The following is an 18,950-nucleotide window of genomic DNA, read 5'->3' on the forward strand; positions in this document are numbered from 1 at the left end:
TTCAATTACCTGCCTTTTCCCAGGGCGTCCTTACGAAGACGCTCACTTGGTATAATAATGGTATTTTATTTAATGGGACAACTCCGACAGGTGACGTGTGGAATCTGATGGGCAGTCCCGTTAGTTCGGAAACGCTCTTTGCGAACGGTATGGAATATGTCACCGTTTCTTCTGTCGTGAGCTGTTTGAGATGTGAATTATTGGCGATGCAGGTGGCCTTGATGTGTGCGGCATTCTCTATTTCGCGGAGGATCTCGAACGCTTCATCCGGCGTAGTGGTCTGGGATCTGTATTTGTTCACCACGTACATCACGTCGGGGTCGGTCTTTGAAAGCTGTCTGCTGTACACGCCGAGGGCTGTAGCCCCTGCATTATCTCCTCCCACGTCTATGATCACACACTCATCATCAGTGATCGCATCCCCTATGGCCGCCGGGAGGGACGGGGTGTCCAGATTTGAGTTGGCAAAATTAGGGCCAAGCACACGTACTCCCGCGTCTGTCAGAATATCCGCGTAGTCGGACGATCTGAAGTAAGGGTTGACCACATCCATGTCGATAAGGGTGACTTTCTTCCCCTATGCTGCAGCATCTCTGGCCAGATTGATGGAGAGATTGGTCTTCCCGGTTCCATAGTGGCCGCATACAACCGTGACTCTCCTTTCTAGACATCTCATGCTTCTGGCATATTCGTATTCTCTTTATAATTAGTGCGTAGGTGCGAAATATTTATTATATACGCTTTATACGGTGGAATGAGGCAAAAATATGGCCGACATGAACAAAGTAGGAAAGAGAATCTGCAAGTACAGAGAACAATTGGGACTCACTCAGGAAGAGTTGTCCATTAACTCTGGTATTAGCTTGCAGTCCATTAAGGAGTACGAGGAAGGTATCGCATACCCACCGATCGGATCCCTAATCAGGCTTTCCCGTTCGCTCGGTCAGAGGGTCGGAACTTTTACGGACGATCAGTTCAATCCAGACCCAATCGTTGTCAGATATTCGGAGAGGCAGCCAGAGGCATCATCTCACGGTGACAAGGGTGACTACCAGTACTTCCCTCTTGGTAAGGGTAAGACGGACAGGCATATGGAGCCTATGTTCATCCGTGTCGGAATCGAGGATACGCCAGAGCTCAGCACGCACGAGGGCGAAGAGTTCATCGTAGTGGTCTCTGGAAAGATCCTTTTCATCTATGGAAAGGAGAAGAAGATCCTCGAGCCCGGGGACAGCGCTTATTACAACTCAGTCGTGCCCCATTATGTGGGTGCGATAGACGGACCTGCGGAGATATACGCGGTCCTGTACACTCCCCTCTGAGGTGATATCATGGTATGCGTACCAAGGAAGAACATCACCAGCGATGAAAGGTTAGGGGACCTTCTGGACAAATGCATAAGGGAGCATCCTGACAATGACGCAATCGTCTATGTCGACAGGGAACTCCGTTTGTCATGGACTCAGTGGGGCATAGAGGTCGACCGTGTCGCCAAAGGACTCATGGCAATGGGTGTCGAGAAAGGAATGAAGGTAGCTGTATGGGCAACCAACGTTCCCGATTGGATCACACTCATGTTCGCTACGGCAAAGATCGGGGCCATCCTGCTTACAATCAATACGAACTATCAGAAGGATGAACTGGATTACGTCCTCAAGCAGTCCGACATGGACGTCCTGTTCCTCATCGACGGAGTTAGGGACACAGACTACGTCCAGACAGTATATGATCTCATTCCGGAATTGAAAACTCAGCCCAGGGAGAACTTCCATAGCAGGACATACCCGTATCTGAAGAAGGTAATATTCCTTGGTCCGGTAAAGCACCGCGGAATGTACTCGATGAGCGAGGTCAAGTCCCTTGCCGTTACCGTAAGTGAGGAAGATTACCGCAAAAGGAAGGATTCGGTCGATGTGCATGATGTCACCATGATGCAGTACACATCAGGTACGACCGGATTCCCCAAAGGAGTCATGCTCACTCATTTCAACATCGCAAACGACGGATACTGGCTCGGAGCTAATATGAACTATGGCCCCACCGATCGTCTCTGCATAAATGTACCCCTGTTCCATTGTTTCGGCTGTGTACTAGGTGTGATGGCATGTATCAACCATTGCGTTACTATGTGCTTCTGTGAGGTCTTTGACCCTATCAAGGTAATGACGACCATCGAGGAGGAGAAATGTACATCCGTATACGGTGTGCCCACGATGTTCATCAACATCCTGAACCACAAGCTGTTCAGTAAATTCGATTTCTCTTCCCTCAGGACCGGAATAATGGCGGGTTCTCCATGTCCTATATCGGCAATGAAAGAAGTGGTCGAAAAGATGAACATGAAGGAGATCACCATCGTCTACGGACTTACAGAGGCGTCGCCCGGTATGACGCAGACGACATATGACGAACCTTCCTTGGAGAAGAAATGCTCATCGGTAGGAAAGAAGTTGCAGGGAGTGGACACTGTCATCCTTGATCCCGAAACTTATGAGCCCTGTCCCGACGGCGTGGTAGGTGAATTCTGCTGTAAGGGATACAATGTCATGAAAGGGTACTACAAGATGCCCGAGGAGACAGCAAAAGTCATCGATAAGAACGGATATCTCCACTCAGGAGACCTTGGATACAGAGATTCTGACGGTTACTTCTATGTGACAGGAAGGATCAAGGATATGATCATCCGTGGAGGAGAGAATATCTACCCTAAGGAAGTCGAGGACTTCCTGTACAAGTGTCCCGGAGTCAAAGATGTCCAGGTGGTCGGAGTGCCCAGTAAGAAATACGGTGAGCAGCCTGGAGCATTCATAGTCAAGCATCAGGGATACGACGATATGACGGAACAGGATGTTTTGGACTTCTGTCGTAATAAGATCGCTTGGTACAAGACGCCTAAGTACATCGCATTCGTGGACGATTTCCCCATGAATGCGGCCGGAAAGATTTTGAAATACGAATTGAGGAAAATGGCCCATGAGATGTGGCCAGATGCATAAGGAGGGTGTTGGGAATGGAACCAATAATAGCTGAAGTAGCGGAGCGTGTGAAAGCAATGCGTGAGATGTGCGACATCTCGGTAGAGGAGATGGCTGCCATCGTAGGGAAGACTCCCGAAGAATACAAGGTCTATGAATCCGGTGAGATGGATTTCTCTTTTACTTTCCTTTACAAGATCGCGGAGAGATGCGGTATCGATATGGTCGAATTGCTGACCGGAGAGAAACCCCATCTGTCATCCTGCACCTTTGTCAAGAATGGCCAGGGACTTCCTATCAAGAGGCGCCTAGGCTTCGAATACCAGCATCTCGGATACACCTTGACCAAAAGACTCTCCGAAACATTCGTGGTGTTCGCACCCTACATCGAAGGCGATAACGACGATAATGTCCACAAGTCTACGCACGAGGGTAACGAGTTCGACTACGTACTCGAAGGTACGATGAGGTTCGTACACGACGGTCACTTCTACGATCTGGAGCCTGGGGATTCAGTGTATTATGACAGCGGAAAGCCCCACGGAATGTATGCAACATCGAAAGATGGATGCAAATTCATAGCATCTGTGATGAAAGGTGGAGAGCAATGAGGAATATCAATCTCAGATACGTCGATGAGGAGTACGGCGAGGACGGAATCCTGAAGCACGTAAGCTACCACTATCCTGACAACTATAACTTCGGATACGATGTGGTCGACGAGATCGCCGAGAACGAGCCCGATCGTCTGGCCATGATCTGGACCAACCCCAAGGGTGAGGAAAGGAGGTTTACATTCGGTGATATGAAGAGGATGTCCGACAAGACGGCCAACTATCTGCTTTCTCTCGGAATCAAGAAGGGCGACATGGTGATGGTCATACTGAAACGTCACTATCAGTTCTGGTATGTCATCGTCGCACTGCATAAGATAGGCGCAGTGATCGTACCTGCGACATTCATGCTCACTAAGGGTGATGTGGAGTACAGGGTCAGGTCCGCTTCCATAAAAGCTGCCATCTGTACCGATATGAACGGAGTATGCGATGCAGTCGATTCTGCAGAGGATATCCCAACCCTTCAGATCAAAATCGTGGCCAACTCGTCAAGGGACGGATGGCTCCAATTGGATGAGGGGATCGAGAAAGCCTCAGATAAGCTGGACAGGATAGAGACTGAAGTGCACGAGCCCATGCTCATGTACTTCTCATCAGGCACCTCAGGATACCCCAAGATGGTGCTGCATGACCACCTGTACAGCCTCGGCCATCTATCCACTGCCAAATACTGGCAGAACGTGGATCCCGAAGGTGTGCACCTGACCATCGCAGATACCGGTTGGGGAAAGGCCGTCTGGGGTAAACTCTATGGCCAGTGGCATATGGAAGCTGCCGTTTTCGTATATGATTACGATAAGTTCGACCCCCATGAGATCATGAACATCATCGAGAAATACAGGATAACAACCCTGTGCTGTCCTCCTACCATGTTCAGGATGTTCATCAACGCGGGTCTTGAAGGCCATGACCTGTCTTCCCTGAAGTACTGCTGTATCGCAGGAGAGGCTCTGAACCCGGATGTGTTCTACAGCTGGCAGAAGGCAACAGGTATCAAGCTGATGGAAGGATTCGGTCAGACCGAGACAACCTGTACGATATGCAACATCGTGGGGATGGAGCCAAAGCCCAGCTCGATGGGAAAGCCCTCTCCCCAGTATGAGGTCAGGATTGTTGACCCGGACGGTAATGAGTGCCCCAATGGACAGACTGGTGAGATTGTCATCCGTTGTGACCCCAAGCCTCCAGGACTTATGATGTGCTATTACCGCAATGAGGAGAAGACCAACCAGGCTATGCATGACGGTTGGTTCCATACCGGTGATGTCGCATGGAGGGATGAGGACGGGTACCTATGGTATGTAGGACGTAATGATGATGTCATTAAATCATCCGGATACAAGATCAGTCCCTTCGAGATCGAATCGGTGCTGGTCACCCATCCTGCCGTCTTGGAATGCGCAGTCACCGGAGTCCCTGATCCGGTTAGAGGACAGTTGGTCAAGGCCACGGTGGTTCTCCGCGAAGGTTACGAACCATCAGATGAACTGATGAAGGAATTGCAGAATTTCGTCAAGCACGAGACCGCCCCATATAAATATCCTAGAGCAATGGACTTCGTCAAGGAGCTTCCGAAAACAGTGAATGGTAAAATCCAGCGCGCTGAGATTAGGAAGAAGGATAAACAATGACAGAGGAACTGCTGAAGCGCACCTTTACAACAAGGACTCCGGACAAACCCGGTGCCTTCATGCGTGCGTGCAAGGTGATCATGGACCACGGCGGAAACATCACCCGTGTGAGTTACAAGAGCGGAGCCCTCAATCTGTTCATCGAGGTCGAGGCAACCAAAGAGGCTCTCGAAGCCATAGAGAACGGTCTCAGTGAGATCGCCTATGTTGATGCTGAGGTCAAGGTCCCTGTCGTCCTCGTGATGGACATCAAGATCCCCAACACTCCGGGAATGCTCTTTCCGGTATTGGAGATCATCGACAGATACGATGTCAACATATCCTACCTCAACTCCAGAGAGGAGAACAGAGGATTTCAGAACTTCAAGATTGGTATGGAGGTCAGCGACCCCGAGGTATCCAAGAAGATCCTGGACGAGGTCTCCGAGATATATCTCTTGAATGTGGTCTCATACAACGGGAATTACGATGCCCTTGACATAACGGTAGGATATATCCGTCTGGCCAGCAAGATCCAGAAACTGTTCAGCCTGGATGACGACAAGGTCAAAGAATTCGTCAAAGAGTGCAGAGGGGTAACGGAGCTGTTGCTGGAAAGGGGTCAGGATCCTGCAGTGGTCTTTGACAAGATACGTCAGCTCTCCGATTTCATCGCATATCACAGGGATCTCAACTTCAATCCCAGGATTACCACGCATCAGCTCACCGAGGAGACCAGTCTCACCGTCATCGAACCTCCGTGCGGAAGCAACACGTACGTACTCAGGAACGGGGACGACCTTCTGTTCGTCGATTCTGGTATGGGAATATTCTCAGATGAGATGATCACCGAGCTTAGGGAGACCTATCCAGCTTTCTTCAGCATGAACAAGACGATGCTGGTCACCCATGCTGATGCCGACCACTGCGGATTGCTTTCCGTTGTGGATAATGCTACGATCGTCGTTGACAAGCGTACAGCTGACGGTCTGTTTGATATGGCCAGGCCGACTGGTGACCAAGATGCCTACAACTACTGCTATGGACGTCTGTGCAGGATAATCACGGACTATGTAGCGCCTGACAAGGAGATCATCCGCATAATAGGAAACGCTCCCGAATCGCATGATGAGTTCGTCCTTCTGGACAAGATAAAATTCGGAGATATCGAGCTTGAGGTTTATGAAGGCCCAGGAGTCCACACCAAGGGTCAGACCGTAATCATCTGCAGAAACCCCAAACTGCTGTTCACAGGCGACCTCTACTCGAACCTGAAGGATGTCACATACGAGAGGGCGGAATACAACCAGATCGCACCCTACCTTCCCAAAGATTCCGAAGAGGATCTCAAGGAGCTTACCCGCGACAAGCTGGGCAAGATCATGGATTCCATCGGAAGGGATGGAATGATCGTATGTGGCGGCCAAGGTAACATAAAGAAACTGGGAGGTGAATGAATGTACAACACGGCAATATCTGAACGTATACATGCAATGCGTGACCTCTGCGGATTGTCAACTGCAGAGATGGCTGAGGCAACCGGCGTCTCTGAAGAGGAGTATATCAAATGCGAGACCGGGCAGCAGGACTTCACCTTCACATTCCTGAGCAGATGTGCAGACAAATTCCAGATCGATATGGTGGAACTCATCACCGGAGAGAACCCACGCCTAACTGATTACATAGTTGTCCAGGATGGAATGGGTTTGCCCATCAACAGGCGCGAAGGACATGAGTACTATCATCTGGCAGCATACTTCAAGGACAAGATTGCAGAACCCTACTACGTCAGGGCACCGTATATCGAATCCGAGCAGGATTCGGAGATCCCTACATCGACTTATGAGGGTCAGGAGATGATCTATGTCATTTCCGGAAGCCTAAGGTTCGCGTATGATGGTCACGAGGAGAATCTGATCGCCGGAGATTCGGTCTACTACGACGCATCCAAACCCCATGGGGAGATCACCACCAGCAAGGACGGTTGCGAATTCCTCATTATCTCGATGAAGGGGGGACGCGCATGACAAGGGATATCAATCTGCGCTATGTCGATGAGACCTACGATGAGAACGGTCTGCTGAAGACCTACAGCGTCCACTATCCCGACGATTTCAACTTCGCATACGATATCGTGGATGATATCGCAATCAACGATCCTACCAGGAGAGCGCTTGTCTGGTGCGACGATAGAGGTCATGAGAAGGTTTTCACCTTCGCGGACATCAAAAGGATGTCCGATAAGACTGCCAACTATCTGACGCAACATGGCGTCAGGAAGGGAGACATGGTCCTAGTGGTCCTGAAGCATAACTACCAGTTCTGGTATGTCTCCATAGCGCTCCACAAGATGGGAGCAGTTCTGATCCCTGCTACTTTCATGCTTAAGAAGCATGACATCGAGTACCGTATCAACTCGGCATCGATCAAGGCCGCCATAGTGACATCCGATGCCCCTGTCTGGCAGGAGTTCGATATAGCGGAGAACATCCCCACGCTCAAATTCAAGTGCATGACCAACTCCCAGTACAACGGCCCCTGTCCTCCCGGATGGGATGACTTCGATGCAGGTGTGGAGGCTGCGTCTGAGGAATGGAAGCGCGTCCCCACACATGTAAGGGATATGATGCTCATCTATTTCACATCCGGAACATCAGGTAACCCTAAGATGGCGGTCCATGACCATTCGTACCCCATAGGACATATCCTTACCGCCAAACATTGGCATTGTGTGGTGCCTGACGGTCTTCATTGGACCGTTGCAGAGACCGGATGGGCCAAGAACGCATGGGGAAAGCTCTACGGTCAGTGGATCATGGAGGCTGGACTGTTCGTCTATGAGCACAACAAGTTCGACCCCGTTGCAGTGCTGAACCTTATCGAGAAGTACAGGATCACTACTTTCTGTTGTCCTCCCACCATGTTCAGGATGTATTGCAACGCAGGTCTGGAGGGTCATGACCTCTCCTCACTCACCCATACGAACATTGCAGGTGAGGCTCTTAACTCGGATACCTTCGAGAAGTGGTACGCGGCGACAGGTCTGAAGCTCATGGAGGGATTCGGACAGTCGGAGACCACGGTTCTTGTCGGAAATCTCAGAGGAATGGTTCCCAAACCAGGTTCCATGGGAAAGCCCTCGCCCCAGTACAAGGTCGATATCGTGGATGAGAATGGCAAACCATGTCCTCCCAGTGTCGTTGGTCAGATCGTGGTCGGTATCGATCCGCACCCTGCAGGGATATTCGTCGGATACCTCCATGACAGGCAGAAGACCAGGGCCACGTTGTTCGGTGGATTCCATCATACGGGAGACCTTGCCTGGAAGGACGAGGACGGATACTTCTGGTATGTGGGACGCAACGATGATGTTATTAAGTCATCCGGTTACAGGATAAGTCCCTTCGAGATAGAGTCTGTCTTGTTGAAGCATCCCTGCTGTCTCGAATGCGCAATCACCGGAGTCCCCGATCCTGTAAGGGGTCAGATAGTCAAGGCCACAATCGTCCTTAGGGATGGATATGAGGGTACTGAGGAACTCAAGAAGGAGCTGCAGAACTATGTTAAACACGAGACTGCACCTTACAAGTATCCAAGGGCAGTCGAGTTCGTGAAGGAGCTCCCCAAATCCATCAGCGGTAAGATCAAGCGCGTTGACATCCGCAACAAGGACAAGGAACTGGCTGCTAAGAACGGTCAGTGAGAATCAGGGAGGATGACATCCTCCCTTCTTTCGTCTATTTTCTTCTTGATAGAACGCCTGATGACTTTCGTACATGGCCATTTCATGTCCATGTACGATGTCAATTTCATGATGTCTGCATCAGGGTTCGTGAGGGCCAGATATACTCTGCTCATAAACATCGATACCGCATATGGGAAATCGTCGCAGATCTGAGGGCGGTTCTTCCATATGGTGCACCTCTTATCCTCTCCAAGGAAAGGACAGGGGCCGTCATTCTGTTTATTGATAAGGAATCTGCCGTCGGGCATCTCCACCACATAATTGCGTTTGAACATAAAAGGGGTAAGATTCGCCGCGGAGGCAACCCTGTCGATCTCCTCTGGGCGAATGATTATGTTTGGCTGATGACAGCATCTGCCGCACATCTCGCACGGGAAGTTATCTCTGTAAGACATGCAGATGTCATAGGCGATGTCGAGATTGTGCTCCATATCCGGAGTTATCTCGTCCAGCCCTTCGAGTATGTACTTCCCGCGATAGACGGCCATCAGTTCACCAAGAGGTATATTCCGTAGATGAAGGCAGTGACGCTGAGGATCAAACCAATTCCGCTGAATGCCATCAGAATGTTCTTGTTGGACGCGCCTGTGAGCCTAGGGATGTTAAAGGAGTATCCGCCGAGGACCAACCCGACTCCTCCGAGGATCACCGAAGCGATCACCGCTGTCTTCATTAGAGCAGGAATTATAGCAATGATTCCGACGATGAGTGCGACATAGGAGAAGACCGAACGGTTGATCTTTACCTCAGGGATGTAGGTCTCTCCGAGTTTCCAGTCGCATTTCTCGCAGAACAGAGCGTCTTCGGGGTTATCGAAACCGCACTTTGAGCATTTCATGGTCTGAGGATTCACTGAACCCGTATTATAGCTTTAGCAGAACCTCCACTCTAGAGCGGAGGGTACCGAAGCGGGTTTTGTCCTCTTTTATCTCAGACGACATAATCTGGAAACCATCGAAGGCATCTCTGATGGAATCAACATCATAGAAACGGTAGAAGATCTCTGATTCCTTTCTCTTGTCCGAACGCATGTCCCTCTCGGTGAAGCATCTGACGAATACGAAGCCTGAAGGTTTCAGTATGCGTCTGATCTCCGACACAGCTCTCTCTAGTGATTCATCATCCAGATGTTCAAGGACATGGACTGCTGTAATGTAATCGAAACTTGAATCGTCGAAAGGCATGTCGCAAATGGTCCCTATGTAGAATTCAGAGCCTATGAAACGATCTTTGCACTGCTCTATGGCCACCGAAGAGAAATCGATTCCAGTGACAGCATACCCCGCATCCAGTAGCGTAGAGACGGTCTTCCCGTTGCCACAACCGAGATCCAGTGCTTTTCCGCTGTTGGGCACAGGTATCACCGTGTTGCCTCTCCATGTCGCAGGATTGCCTGAGTATAAGGCATCCCAGAGTTCTTCCTGCTTCATCTTTTGTAGACCTCATTGACATTCTTAAGCCATTCATAGAACAGCTCCACGGCTTTCTCGGACAATATGACGAATGTGTTGCTGGGCCCCTTCATCATCCTGTCAGGGCGCATAGAGATCTTCAGACTGTCCAATTCGAATATCATGGACCTATCGGATTCAGAATTGTTGTGGATGACCAGATTCCTCATGAGGAAAACAGAATCCCACTCCTTTAGCTGTTTCTCGGAGACCAGCCCCTTCTCTGCTGATGCGTAGATTATGTATCTCAGATAGAGGTAGCTGTTTTTTTTCAGTGCTTTCTCTTTGATATCATTCATCCAGTATGCAGGTATGCAGTCCTTTGCCGCTTTCTCTATGGACGACATGACGTCAATGAAAAGCCCTCTGGTGACAATCATCATCCTTTCCATTTCCTGGGCTTCCTTATCCTCTTCTTGGAACGGCCTGACGGACCTTTCGAGCAGTGTGACGATCTCTCTGGTCAGGACTCCGCGATTGTAAATGTTGTAGAAACACATGGAACGGAAATCGTTCTGCCTCTTAGCAAAATGAGTCTCCACATCTTTTATCATGGCAGAAACGCCGTCTATGAAGGTATTCAGCTCTTCGATGAGGGTGTTCACGCCTTGTTCAGAGGCCTATCGGTTATTAATCTTTCACACAGGATTATTCCCTTAAAATTAAGACATCACCTTTATTAATATCAAAGGTCATTTTGAACCCCATTATAAGGATGGTTCGGGATGTCATCAAAGGTCGATCTATACGACAAGAAGTACTACATCAACAGGGAGATGTCTTGGCTTGAGTTCAACCAGAGGTGTCTGGATGAGGCCAACAATGCTGAGAATCCTTTGTTGGAAAGGGTCAAATTCCTTGCGATTTGTTACAACAATCTCAATGAGTTCCTAATGATACGCATGCCCGGACTTTTGAGCAACATCCCATCGATAGCCCAGAGCGCCCCGGATTATATCAACAACGACAAGATCATAACGATGGTCTCGGACAGGATGAACAAGCTCTATTCGGATTACGAGGTATGCTGGAAGAATCTCAGGAAAGCTCTTGCCAAGGAGAAGATCAAGATCAAAAAGGTGGAGGAGCTCACAAAGGAACAGCTCGCCTGTGTTAGGACATACTACAAGGAAAGGGTCCATATGATGCTGACCCCTCTGGCCCTGGATATCTCACACCCGTTCCCATTCATCTCCAATAACTCATTGAATGTAGCATTCAGGCTCAGAGGGGAGGAGAACGGAGTCGTTTACGCCAGAGTGAAGGTTCCGGACACTGTCGACAGGTTCGTCCGTGTGAATGCTGGAAAGAGCAAGACCGAGTACGTTCTCATCGAGGATGTAATCAAGGATTCAGCACACCTTCTGTTCCCAGGGATGAATATCCTGGGAGCATACTCTTTCTGCATCATCAGGAATGCTGATGTTAAGATCACTATAGATGAGGCATGCGACCTCATGGACGCCGTCGAGGAGAGCATCAACGGAAGGGATATGGGATACCCTGTGGCGATGATAGCAGAATCATCAATGCCAAGGAACATGATGCTGAAGTTCCTCAAGAATCTCAACCTTTCGGAGCAGCAGGTGATTACGACGAAGGATGCCCTTGCCCTCTCCGACCTTTGGCAGCTCTATTCCTTGGACCGTCCGTCCCTGAAGGAGAAGCCGCTCATACAGTCCACCCCCATCGATCTGCAGGAGGACGGCGATGTCTTCGAGTGGATAAAGAAGAGGGACAGGATCCTCTACCATCCCTACGAATCCTTCGGGAACGTTGTGATGTTCATGAGGCAGTCCGCGATGGATCCAAACGTTCAGAGCATCAAGATATGTCTCTATAGGCTGGGTTCCGATCCTTCCATATTCGAAACATTAAAGGCGGCCAGGATGAACGGAAAGAGCGTTTCCGTTCTGATGGAGCTACGTGCAAAGTTCGATGAGGACCGTAACATCAGATGGGCCAAGGATCTGGAGGCAATAGGTGTTCATGTTGTGTACGGACCAGTCAATCTCAAAGTCCATTCCAAGCTCTTGCAGGTGGTCAGACTTGAAGGCGGCCATCTTGTCACATATACACACATGAGCTCTGGAAACTACAACGTGAGTACAGCAAAGCAGTACGGCGACATCTCGTTCTTCACTGTCAACAAGGAGATCGGAGAGGACGTCTCCGAACTCTTCAACGCTCTCACGGGTTATTACGGCCAGAGGAAATACAAGCACCTTCTTGTAGCTCCGGTTACGCTCAAATCCTCTTTGCTCAAGAAGATCGACAACGAAATCAAGAATCATGAGACCAGCGGAAACGGCCACATAATCATGAAGGCAAACGGGCTGGTCGATCAGGACATCATAGCCGCGCTGTACAAAGCATCCATCGCAGGCGTCAAGGTCGACCTGAACATAAGGGGTCTCTGCTGTCTCCGCCCGGGCAATCCGGAAGTATCAAAGAACATCCGTGTGATAAGTATCGTCGATAGGTTCTTGGAGCACTCCAGAATCTACTATTTCTACAACAACGGAAAGCCTGAGATGTACATGGGATCGTCCGATATGATGCCGAGGAACCTCCTGGCCAGGATAGAGGTGCTTTTCCCTGTACTCGACAAGGATCTGATGAAATCCATCAAGGAGAATATTCTGGACATTCATTTTGCTGACAACGTCAAAGCGAAAGAGCTCAGAGAAGATGGAACTTACGTCCCCGTCAAAAAGGATGGAAAGCCTCTGCGTTCCCAACAGTGGTTCATAGATCACAACGGATGCTGGCAGTACAGGTCGCAGAAGAATTGAAAGGGTTTGAATCGGGAGGAACACCTCCCGATTCAATCATCCAGAGCCTCTTTCAAGGTGTCGACTATCGTTTGGAGGACCTTGATCCTGCCATACCTTTTATCGACGCATTCCACATCGATCCAGGGAGCATAGTCCGTGTTTGTCTGTTTTATCATGCTGTTGACGTATTTCTCGTAAGTATTCCACTTCTTTCTGTTACGCCAATCCTCGTCCGTGAGTTTCCAGCTCTTGAGCGGGTCCGCTTCACGGTCTTTGAAACGCTTGAGTTGTTCCTCTTTGGTAATGTCAATCCAGAATTTGATGAATATGACGTGGTCCTTATGGAGTGATGACTCAAAGAGATTGATCTCCGCTGCCGCACGAGAGTATTCCTTCTCTGTGCAGAATCCCTCGATTGGTTCCACAAGCATCCTCCCGTACCAACTCCTGTCAAATATGGTGATCTGGCCCGGGTCCGGCATGTTTTTGGAGAATCTCCACAGATGAGTATGCGCTTTTTCTTCGGCAGTCGGTGCAGGTGTCGGGAACGTCTTGTATCCACGGGGATTCAGAGCCTGAGTTACTCTCTTGATGCATCCTCCTTTGCCTGCCGCATCCCAGCCCTCGAACACCAGACACAGTGCCCTATCGCTGTTGGCCAGTTTTACTTGGAGTTCAGCCAGTTTATTTTGAAGTTTGGTGAGCTTCTTCGAATAGTCGCTCTTGCTCATTTCCTGGTCGAATTTGACATCTTCTCTGGGGTTGGGATAGATTTCCATTATCTCATAGGTCTCAGGTTCTCTGGGCATAGTGAGCAGACTGGATAATCTGGCCTCTAATATTGATGCTATCTTACGCACGGTATCCTTGAAGTCTCCTACCTCGATAACATCCCATTCGGAGTAGGTAGAGTTTGTCTTTTCCAAAAGGTTTCTGATCTTTGATTTGGTAATGGAGAAATCCTTGAGTTTTCCTATGTTGTTGAAGACTTCGCTTTCACCGTCGATATCAACAGGATAGGACTTCTTGTTCTTTTTCAGGGTGTCCTCATCTATGTCTAGATAGAATTTGATGACATTAACGCCGTTGTTGTATAGGTATCTCTCAAAGGCATTGGCCAGACTTATGTTATCAGCTAGTTTTTCATCTCCTTCGGACAGTATTCCGCTGTACCACCCTCTGTCGAATATCGCTATCTGGCCTTTGGGTGCTACGTTGACGAGGCAGTATTTGATCCAAGGCATGTTTGAAGTACTGATTGAATGGTATCTGATGTTCCTAGGTTCGAAAACGGCTATGATCTGGTTGACGATATGTGACATCGCCATTCCGCCGACGCCCTCGAATAGAATCACAGTACTCATTTGGCGCTCGCTGAGCTTCAATTCCAGCCTGGCAAGCGTCTCTGCTTTATCCTTTGAGATCAAAAGGTCCATGGTGTCGGATTCCTATTGACGGATTAAAACGTATTCAATGGAAGAAATGGCTGTTTACGAATTTCGTAATCGGTACAAATCATGTGATTAACTTTTCCTTCTTTATATATTATCCCGTAATACTTGGACTAACCTAATCTATTAGGAGATGTTTAGGAGAAGCGGTGAACATGTTCTGGAACCCGAAGATCGAATGCATGCCTCAAGAGGAGCTTAAAAAGCTCCAGTATGAAGAACTGAAAACGCTCGTTGCGAAGCTGTACGAATCCAATCAGTTCTATCGCGAGAGGATGGATTCAAAAGGCGTCAAGCCCGAGGATATCAAGTGTATCGAAGATATTTCGAAGCTCCCGTTCATGTACAAACAGGATCTTCGTGACAACTATCCAACCAAGATGTTCACAGTCCCCAACAACCAGATCGTCAGGTACCACGTTTCGTCAGGTACCACCGGAAAACCCACATTGGTAGGGTATACGGAGAACGATCTCGGATATTGGACGGAGGCTTTGGCAAGATCACTGACCTCGGCCGGTGTTGGTCCCGAAGATACCCTCCAGGTCTGTTATGGATACGGTTTGTTCACCGGAGGACTCGGACTTCACTACGGAGGAGAGAAAGTAGGTGCTACAGTTCTTCCCGCAAGTACTGGAAACTCTGAAAGACAGATCGAGCTCATGATGGATCTGGATGTAACCGCAATTGCCTGTACTCCTTCATATTTCATCCACCTGATGGATGTGGCCAGGAAGATGGGTGTCGACATTAGGAAAGATACGAAGCTCAGGGTCGCATTCCTCGGAGCCGAGCCGTGGTCGGAATCCATGAAAAAGAAGATTGAGGAAGAGACTGGAGTAGAGACGTTCGATATCTACGGAACCTCGGAGCAGGCTGGACCAATGTTCACAGAATGCGAATGCCATAACGGAATACACATCCCTGCCGACATCATGTATGTGGAAGTCATCGATCCGGAGACAGAAGAGGTCCTTGGACCGGGAGAAAAGGGAGAACTGGTCGTAACCATGCTCAAGAAGGAAGCATTCCCTCTGGTGAGATACCGTATCAAGGATATGACACAGATCATTACTGAGCCCTGTCCGTGCGGAAGAACTTCGCCCAGGATTGCTAGGATTACTGGAAGGGCGGACGATATGCTGATTATCCGCGGAATCAATGTCTTCCCCTCACAGATCGAGTACACTCTGATGCAGATACCCCAGGTCGGAGACCAGTATATGATCTACGTCACCAGAGAGGGCGCATTGGATAATATGAAAATCCAGGTGGAAATCAAGCCTGAGGCGTTCAGCGATAATATGGAACAGATGCTGAAGCTGAGGCATAACATCGAATCCGCTTTAAAGAAATACCTCAATATCGCAGTCACTGTAGAGCTCAAGGCTCCCGGAGAACTTCCAAGGTTCGAGGGTAAGGCCAAGAGGGTAATTGACAACAGGGTGATCTGATGTCCAACATAATCAAGCAGCTATCGATCTTCGTGAACAACGAGCCTGGACGCCTGGCGCACATCACGTCTGTGCTGAAGGAATGCAAAATCAACATGAGGGCTTTCAATCTGGCCGAATCTACAGAGTTCGGAATCCTGAGGACTATCGTTGAGAATCCCGATGAGGCCTATGATGCCCTGAAAGCAAAGGGAATCATCGTCAAAAAGACGGATGTCATCGGAGTGTACCTTGTCGATACTCCCGGTGCTTTGTTTGATGCCGCTGACGCTCTTGGAAAGGCAAATATAAACATTGAGTACGGATACGCCTACTCCTACAAGGACAAGGCCATCTTCTTCATCAGGGTCGACGATCCTGAGAAGGCGGTCGAGGTCATTGGAAAAGAGGGCATCAAACTGGTGTCTGAATCGGAGATTTGATCTAATGGGAAACCTGAACATCGCCGTACTGGGCGCAAAAGACTACGCTGGGAAGATAGGGAAGAAGGGTACTGTCACGGACATGACCTTCTATGAGTACAAGGACGGGCATGACTCGTTCACTCTCATAGAGCCGTCGAAGTTCCCGGAAAAGCTTTCTTCACTGTTCTATTCGGTGGCGATGTCAGAGTTTGTCATACTGGTAGTGGATAAGATTGACTCATTCCTGGGGGAGACTATCGTTATGGTCGATTCCCTCGGCATCGACAAAGGTTTCGTCGTTCTCCAGAACTACATTCAGCCGGAACAGCTGGCCCCCCTCTTGGCGGGAACGTCCCTGGAGCATTATGAGCCCCGTGAGGACGATCCTATCAAGCTGAGGGAAGAGCTAATCGGAATGGCAAAGGCCCAGGCAAAGACTACAGGTGACGGAACATGCGGATCCTGTCCAGTCGACAGTCATTTCAATGTCAAGGGAGTAGGCACCGTCGTCCTAGGTTCCGTCATAGACGGATACTTCAAGGTCCATGACAAGATGACTGTATTCCCAACAAAGAAGGAGGTCATCCTCAAATCCATCCAGAAGCATGATATCGATGCTCAGGACGGTATCAAGGGCGACCATGTCGGTCTTGCTCTTAGAGGGATCGAATCCGAGGAGCTGGACAGGGGATTCGTGGTAACTACCGATCCTTCTGTTAAGATGAGCCGTTCGGTCAGCGGAAAGGTCTCGTTGGTGAAATTCTGGGCAACTCCTCTCAAAGAGGGGATGGTCGTCCATATCGGCCACTGGATGCAGATGCTTCCCTGCAGGATAACGGCAGTGGACAACGGTGATGACTTCAGGTCCGCCCAGGTCACGTTCGAGATGGATGACGATATGATCCACAAACCTGGAGACAAGGCCATCATCATGTATCTTGAAGGTGGAAAGCTCAGGGTCGCTGGGTCGATAGTGCTTCCTTGAAACAACAATCCAGGTATAGGCGCGATTACAATCTCGCGTCATACCCTATCTTCATATTTTCTTTTGGTCGGGCAAGCTATTGCCCATATCAATTCTAACCTCTTGCCAGTTGTTAAATAGATGCATCAATAATACATCGTTACCGTGCTATGTGATAGCACACATCATTGGTGTTCAAAATGGCTTTCTGGAACGAAGATATCGAAACTATGCCTCGCGAGGAACTTCAGAAGATGCAGCTCCGCCTGCTGAAAGAGAAGGTAACGGAGATGTACGGGAAGTCCGAGTTCTTCCGCAAGAGGATGGATGAAGCAGGTGTCAAACCCGAGGATATCAACAGTTTCGAGGATTTCAGGAGGGTGCCTTTCATGAAGAAAACAGACCTCCGCGATAACTATCCAGACAAGCTCTTTGTTGTCCCCTATGACGATCTTGTGAGGATTCACGTATCTTCAGGAACCACCGGAAAGCCGACCGTTGTAGGATACACCAAAAAAGACCTTGATAATTGGACCGAGGCATTGGCTAGGGGCATGACTTCCTTCGGTATGACGAAGAAGGATGTCGTCCAGAACATGCACGGATACGGTCTGTTCACCGGAGGTCTAGGAGTTCATTACGGTGCTGAGAGGATAGGGGCAACCGTCCTCCCCATCAGTACCGGAAACACCAACAGGCAGATTCAATTGATGCAGGACCTCCCAGTGACTGCATTGGCAGGAACTCCGTCGTATTACTTCCACATCGCAGACGTCTGTGACCAGATGGGGGTCGACATCAGAAAGGACACCAAGGTCAGGAAGGGAATCGCCGGAGGCGAGCCTTGGTCCGAGAGCATGAGGAAGAAACTCGAACAGCGTACCGGTATCAAGACATACAACTGTTACGGGGCAAGCGAGTTCTACGGGCCTATGTTCCTCGAATGCGAAGAGCAGAACGGATTGCACCTATGGGCGGACCTAGCATACGTCGAGATCCTTGACGAGAATGATCAGCCGTGCAAAGAAGGGCAGAGGGGGGCCATCGTGATCACCATGCTTCAGAAGGAAGCATTCCCGCTTATCAGATACAGAATCGGGGATATCTCTGCCATCGATTGGACGCCATGTAAATGCGGAAGGACCCATCCGAGACTCATGAGGATATCAGGAAGGACCGATGACATGCTCGTGGTCCGCGGTGTCAATGTCTTCCCAAGCCAGATCGAGAGTGTCATAGGTGAGCTTAGCTGGCTGTCGCCATTCTACCACCTGACTCTTACCAACGAGAACTACATGGACAACCTTCTTGTCGAGGTAGAACTGACGGAGGAATCACTCACCGAAGATATGGTGAAGCTGAACAAAATGTCCATTGAGCTATCGAGAAGGCTCAAGGATGTACTCAACATCAAAGCTGAAGTCAAGCTCTGTCTTCCCGGTACACTTCCGAGATTCGAGGGCAAGTCAGTCCACGTTACGGATAAGCGCAGCTACGAGTGA

17 protein-coding genes and 1 pseudogene are annotated in these 18,950 nt (G+C 49.4%); 12 read left to right on the top strand and 6 right to left on the bottom strand.

Annotated features, from left to right (window positions below):
• Window position 1 precedes the first annotated feature (1 nt).
• Window positions 2-676: pseudogene (locus E7Z62_03215) on the bottom strand (ParA family protein).
• Window positions 677-767: 91 nt separating this feature from the next.
• Here E7Z62_03215 and E7Z62_03220 point away from each other — a divergent pair.
• Genes E7Z62_03220 through E7Z62_03250 form a run of 7 tightly spaced genes read left to right on the top strand, consistent with a single transcriptional unit; the run spans window position 768 to window position 8,905 of the window.
• Complete coding sequence (locus E7Z62_03220) at window positions 768-1,322, top strand: helix-turn-helix transcriptional regulator (protein MBE6522122.1); 555 nt, start codon at window positions 768-770, stop codon at window positions 1,320-1,322.
• A 9-nt stretch (window positions 1,323-1,331) separates the two neighbouring features.
• Window positions 1,332-2,996: an AMP-binding protein gene (locus tag E7Z62_03225; GenBank protein ID MBE6522123.1), complete on the top strand. Its 1,665-nt coding sequence runs from the start codon at window positions 1,332-1,334 to the stop codon at window positions 2,994-2,996.
• 14 nt (window positions 2,997-3,010) lie between these two features.
• The gene (locus E7Z62_03230) at window positions 3,011-3,586 is read left to right on the top strand and encodes a cupin domain-containing protein (protein MBE6522124.1); all 576 of its coding nucleotides are present in this window, start codon (window positions 3,011-3,013) and stop codon (window positions 3,584-3,586) included.
• On the top strand, window positions 3,583-5,223 hold the full coding sequence (locus tag E7Z62_03235) for an acetyl-CoA synthetase (protein ID MBE6522125.1): 1,641 nt from the start codon (window positions 3,583-3,585) through the stop codon (window positions 5,221-5,223). Before E7Z62_03230 ends, E7Z62_03235 begins: the two co-directional genes overlap by 4 nt.
• Window positions 5,220-6,659 (top strand): MBL fold metallo-hydrolase, encoded by a 1,440-nt coding sequence (locus E7Z62_03240; protein MBE6522126.1) that lies wholly within the window; start codon window positions 5,220-5,222, stop codon window positions 6,657-6,659. Before E7Z62_03235 ends, E7Z62_03240 begins: the two co-directional genes overlap by 4 nt.
• Entirely contained in the window at window positions 6,660-7,229 is a 570-nt protein-coding gene (locus E7Z62_03245) for a helix-turn-helix domain-containing protein (GenBank protein MBE6522127.1), read from the top strand.
• The gene (locus E7Z62_03250) at window positions 7,226-8,905 is read left to right on the top strand and encodes an acetyl-CoA synthetase (GenBank protein MBE6522128.1); all 1,680 of its coding nucleotides are present in this window, start codon (window positions 7,226-7,228) and stop codon (window positions 8,903-8,905) included. Before E7Z62_03245 ends, E7Z62_03250 begins: the two co-directional genes overlap by 4 nt.
• Here E7Z62_03250 and E7Z62_03255 read toward each other — a convergent pair.
• Genes E7Z62_03255 through E7Z62_03270 form a run of 4 tightly spaced genes read right to left on the bottom strand, consistent with a single transcriptional unit; the run spans window position 8,899 to window position 11,003 of the window.
• Entirely contained in the window at window positions 8,899-9,435 is a 537-nt protein-coding gene (locus E7Z62_03255; protein MBE6522129.1) for a YkgJ family cysteine cluster protein, read from the bottom strand. The genes E7Z62_03250 and E7Z62_03255 overlap by 7 nt on opposite strands.
• Window positions 9,435-9,785 (bottom strand): zinc ribbon domain-containing protein, encoded by a 351-nt coding sequence (locus tag E7Z62_03260; protein MBE6522130.1) that lies wholly within the window; start codon window positions 9,783-9,785, stop codon window positions 9,435-9,437. Before E7Z62_03260 ends, E7Z62_03255 begins: the two co-directional genes overlap by 1 nt.
• Window positions 9,786-9,810: 25 nt before the next feature.
• Complete coding sequence (locus tag E7Z62_03265) at window positions 9,811-10,377, bottom strand: class I SAM-dependent methyltransferase (protein MBE6522131.1); 567 nt, start codon at window positions 10,375-10,377, stop codon at window positions 9,811-9,813.
• Window positions 10,374-11,003, bottom strand: a complete 630-nt coding sequence (locus E7Z62_03270; GenBank protein MBE6522132.1) for a hypothetical protein — start codon at window positions 11,001-11,003, stop codon at window positions 10,374-10,376. Before E7Z62_03270 ends, E7Z62_03265 begins: the two co-directional genes overlap by 4 nt.
• A gap of 120 nt (window positions 11,004-11,123) precedes the next feature.
• Here E7Z62_03270 and ppk1 point away from each other — a divergent pair, with 120 nt between their 5' ends.
• Window positions 11,124-13,193 (top strand): polyphosphate kinase 1, encoded by a 2,070-nt coding sequence (gene ppk1 / locus E7Z62_03275; GenBank protein MBE6522133.1) that lies wholly within the window; start codon window positions 11,124-11,126, stop codon window positions 13,191-13,193.
• Between the two features lie 32 nt (window positions 13,194-13,225).
• Here ppk1 and E7Z62_03280 read toward each other — a convergent pair whose 3' ends face one another.
• Window positions 13,226-14,611 carry a hypothetical protein gene (locus E7Z62_03280; protein MBE6522134.1) on the bottom strand — a complete coding sequence of 462 codons (1,386 nt, stop codon included), beginning with the start codon at window positions 14,609-14,611 and terminating at the stop codon, window positions 13,226-13,228.
• 164 nt (window positions 14,612-14,775) lie between these two features.
• Between E7Z62_03280 and E7Z62_03285 the strand changes: the two genes are divergently transcribed.
• The 4 genes from E7Z62_03285 (at window position 14,776) to E7Z62_03300 (ending at window position 18,950) form a co-directional block, all read left to right on the top strand.
• Window positions 14,776-16,080 (top strand): phenylacetate--CoA ligase, encoded by a 1,305-nt coding sequence (locus tag E7Z62_03285; protein ID MBE6522135.1) that lies wholly within the window; start codon window positions 14,776-14,778, stop codon window positions 16,078-16,080.
• Window positions 16,077-16,502, top strand: coding sequence for an amino acid-binding protein (locus tag E7Z62_03290; protein MBE6522136.1), 426 nt, complete (start codon window positions 16,077-16,079; stop codon window positions 16,500-16,502). Before E7Z62_03285 ends, E7Z62_03290 begins: the two co-directional genes overlap by 4 nt.
• 4 nt (window positions 16,503-16,506) lie before the next feature.
• Window positions 16,507-17,469, top strand: a complete 963-nt coding sequence (locus E7Z62_03295) for a translation elongation factor 1 alpha-related protein (GenBank protein MBE6522137.1) — start codon at window positions 16,507-16,509, stop codon at window positions 17,467-17,469.
• A gap of 179 nt (window positions 17,470-17,648) precedes the next feature.
• Entirely contained in the window at window positions 17,649-18,950 is a 1,302-nt protein-coding gene (locus E7Z62_03300) for a phenylacetate--CoA ligase (GenBank protein MBE6522138.1), read from the top strand.

The organism is Thermoplasmata archaeon (assembly GCA_015063285.1).
Classification (GTDB): domain Archaea; phylum Thermoplasmatota; class Thermoplasmata; order Methanomassiliicoccales; family Methanomethylophilaceae; genus Methanoprimaticola.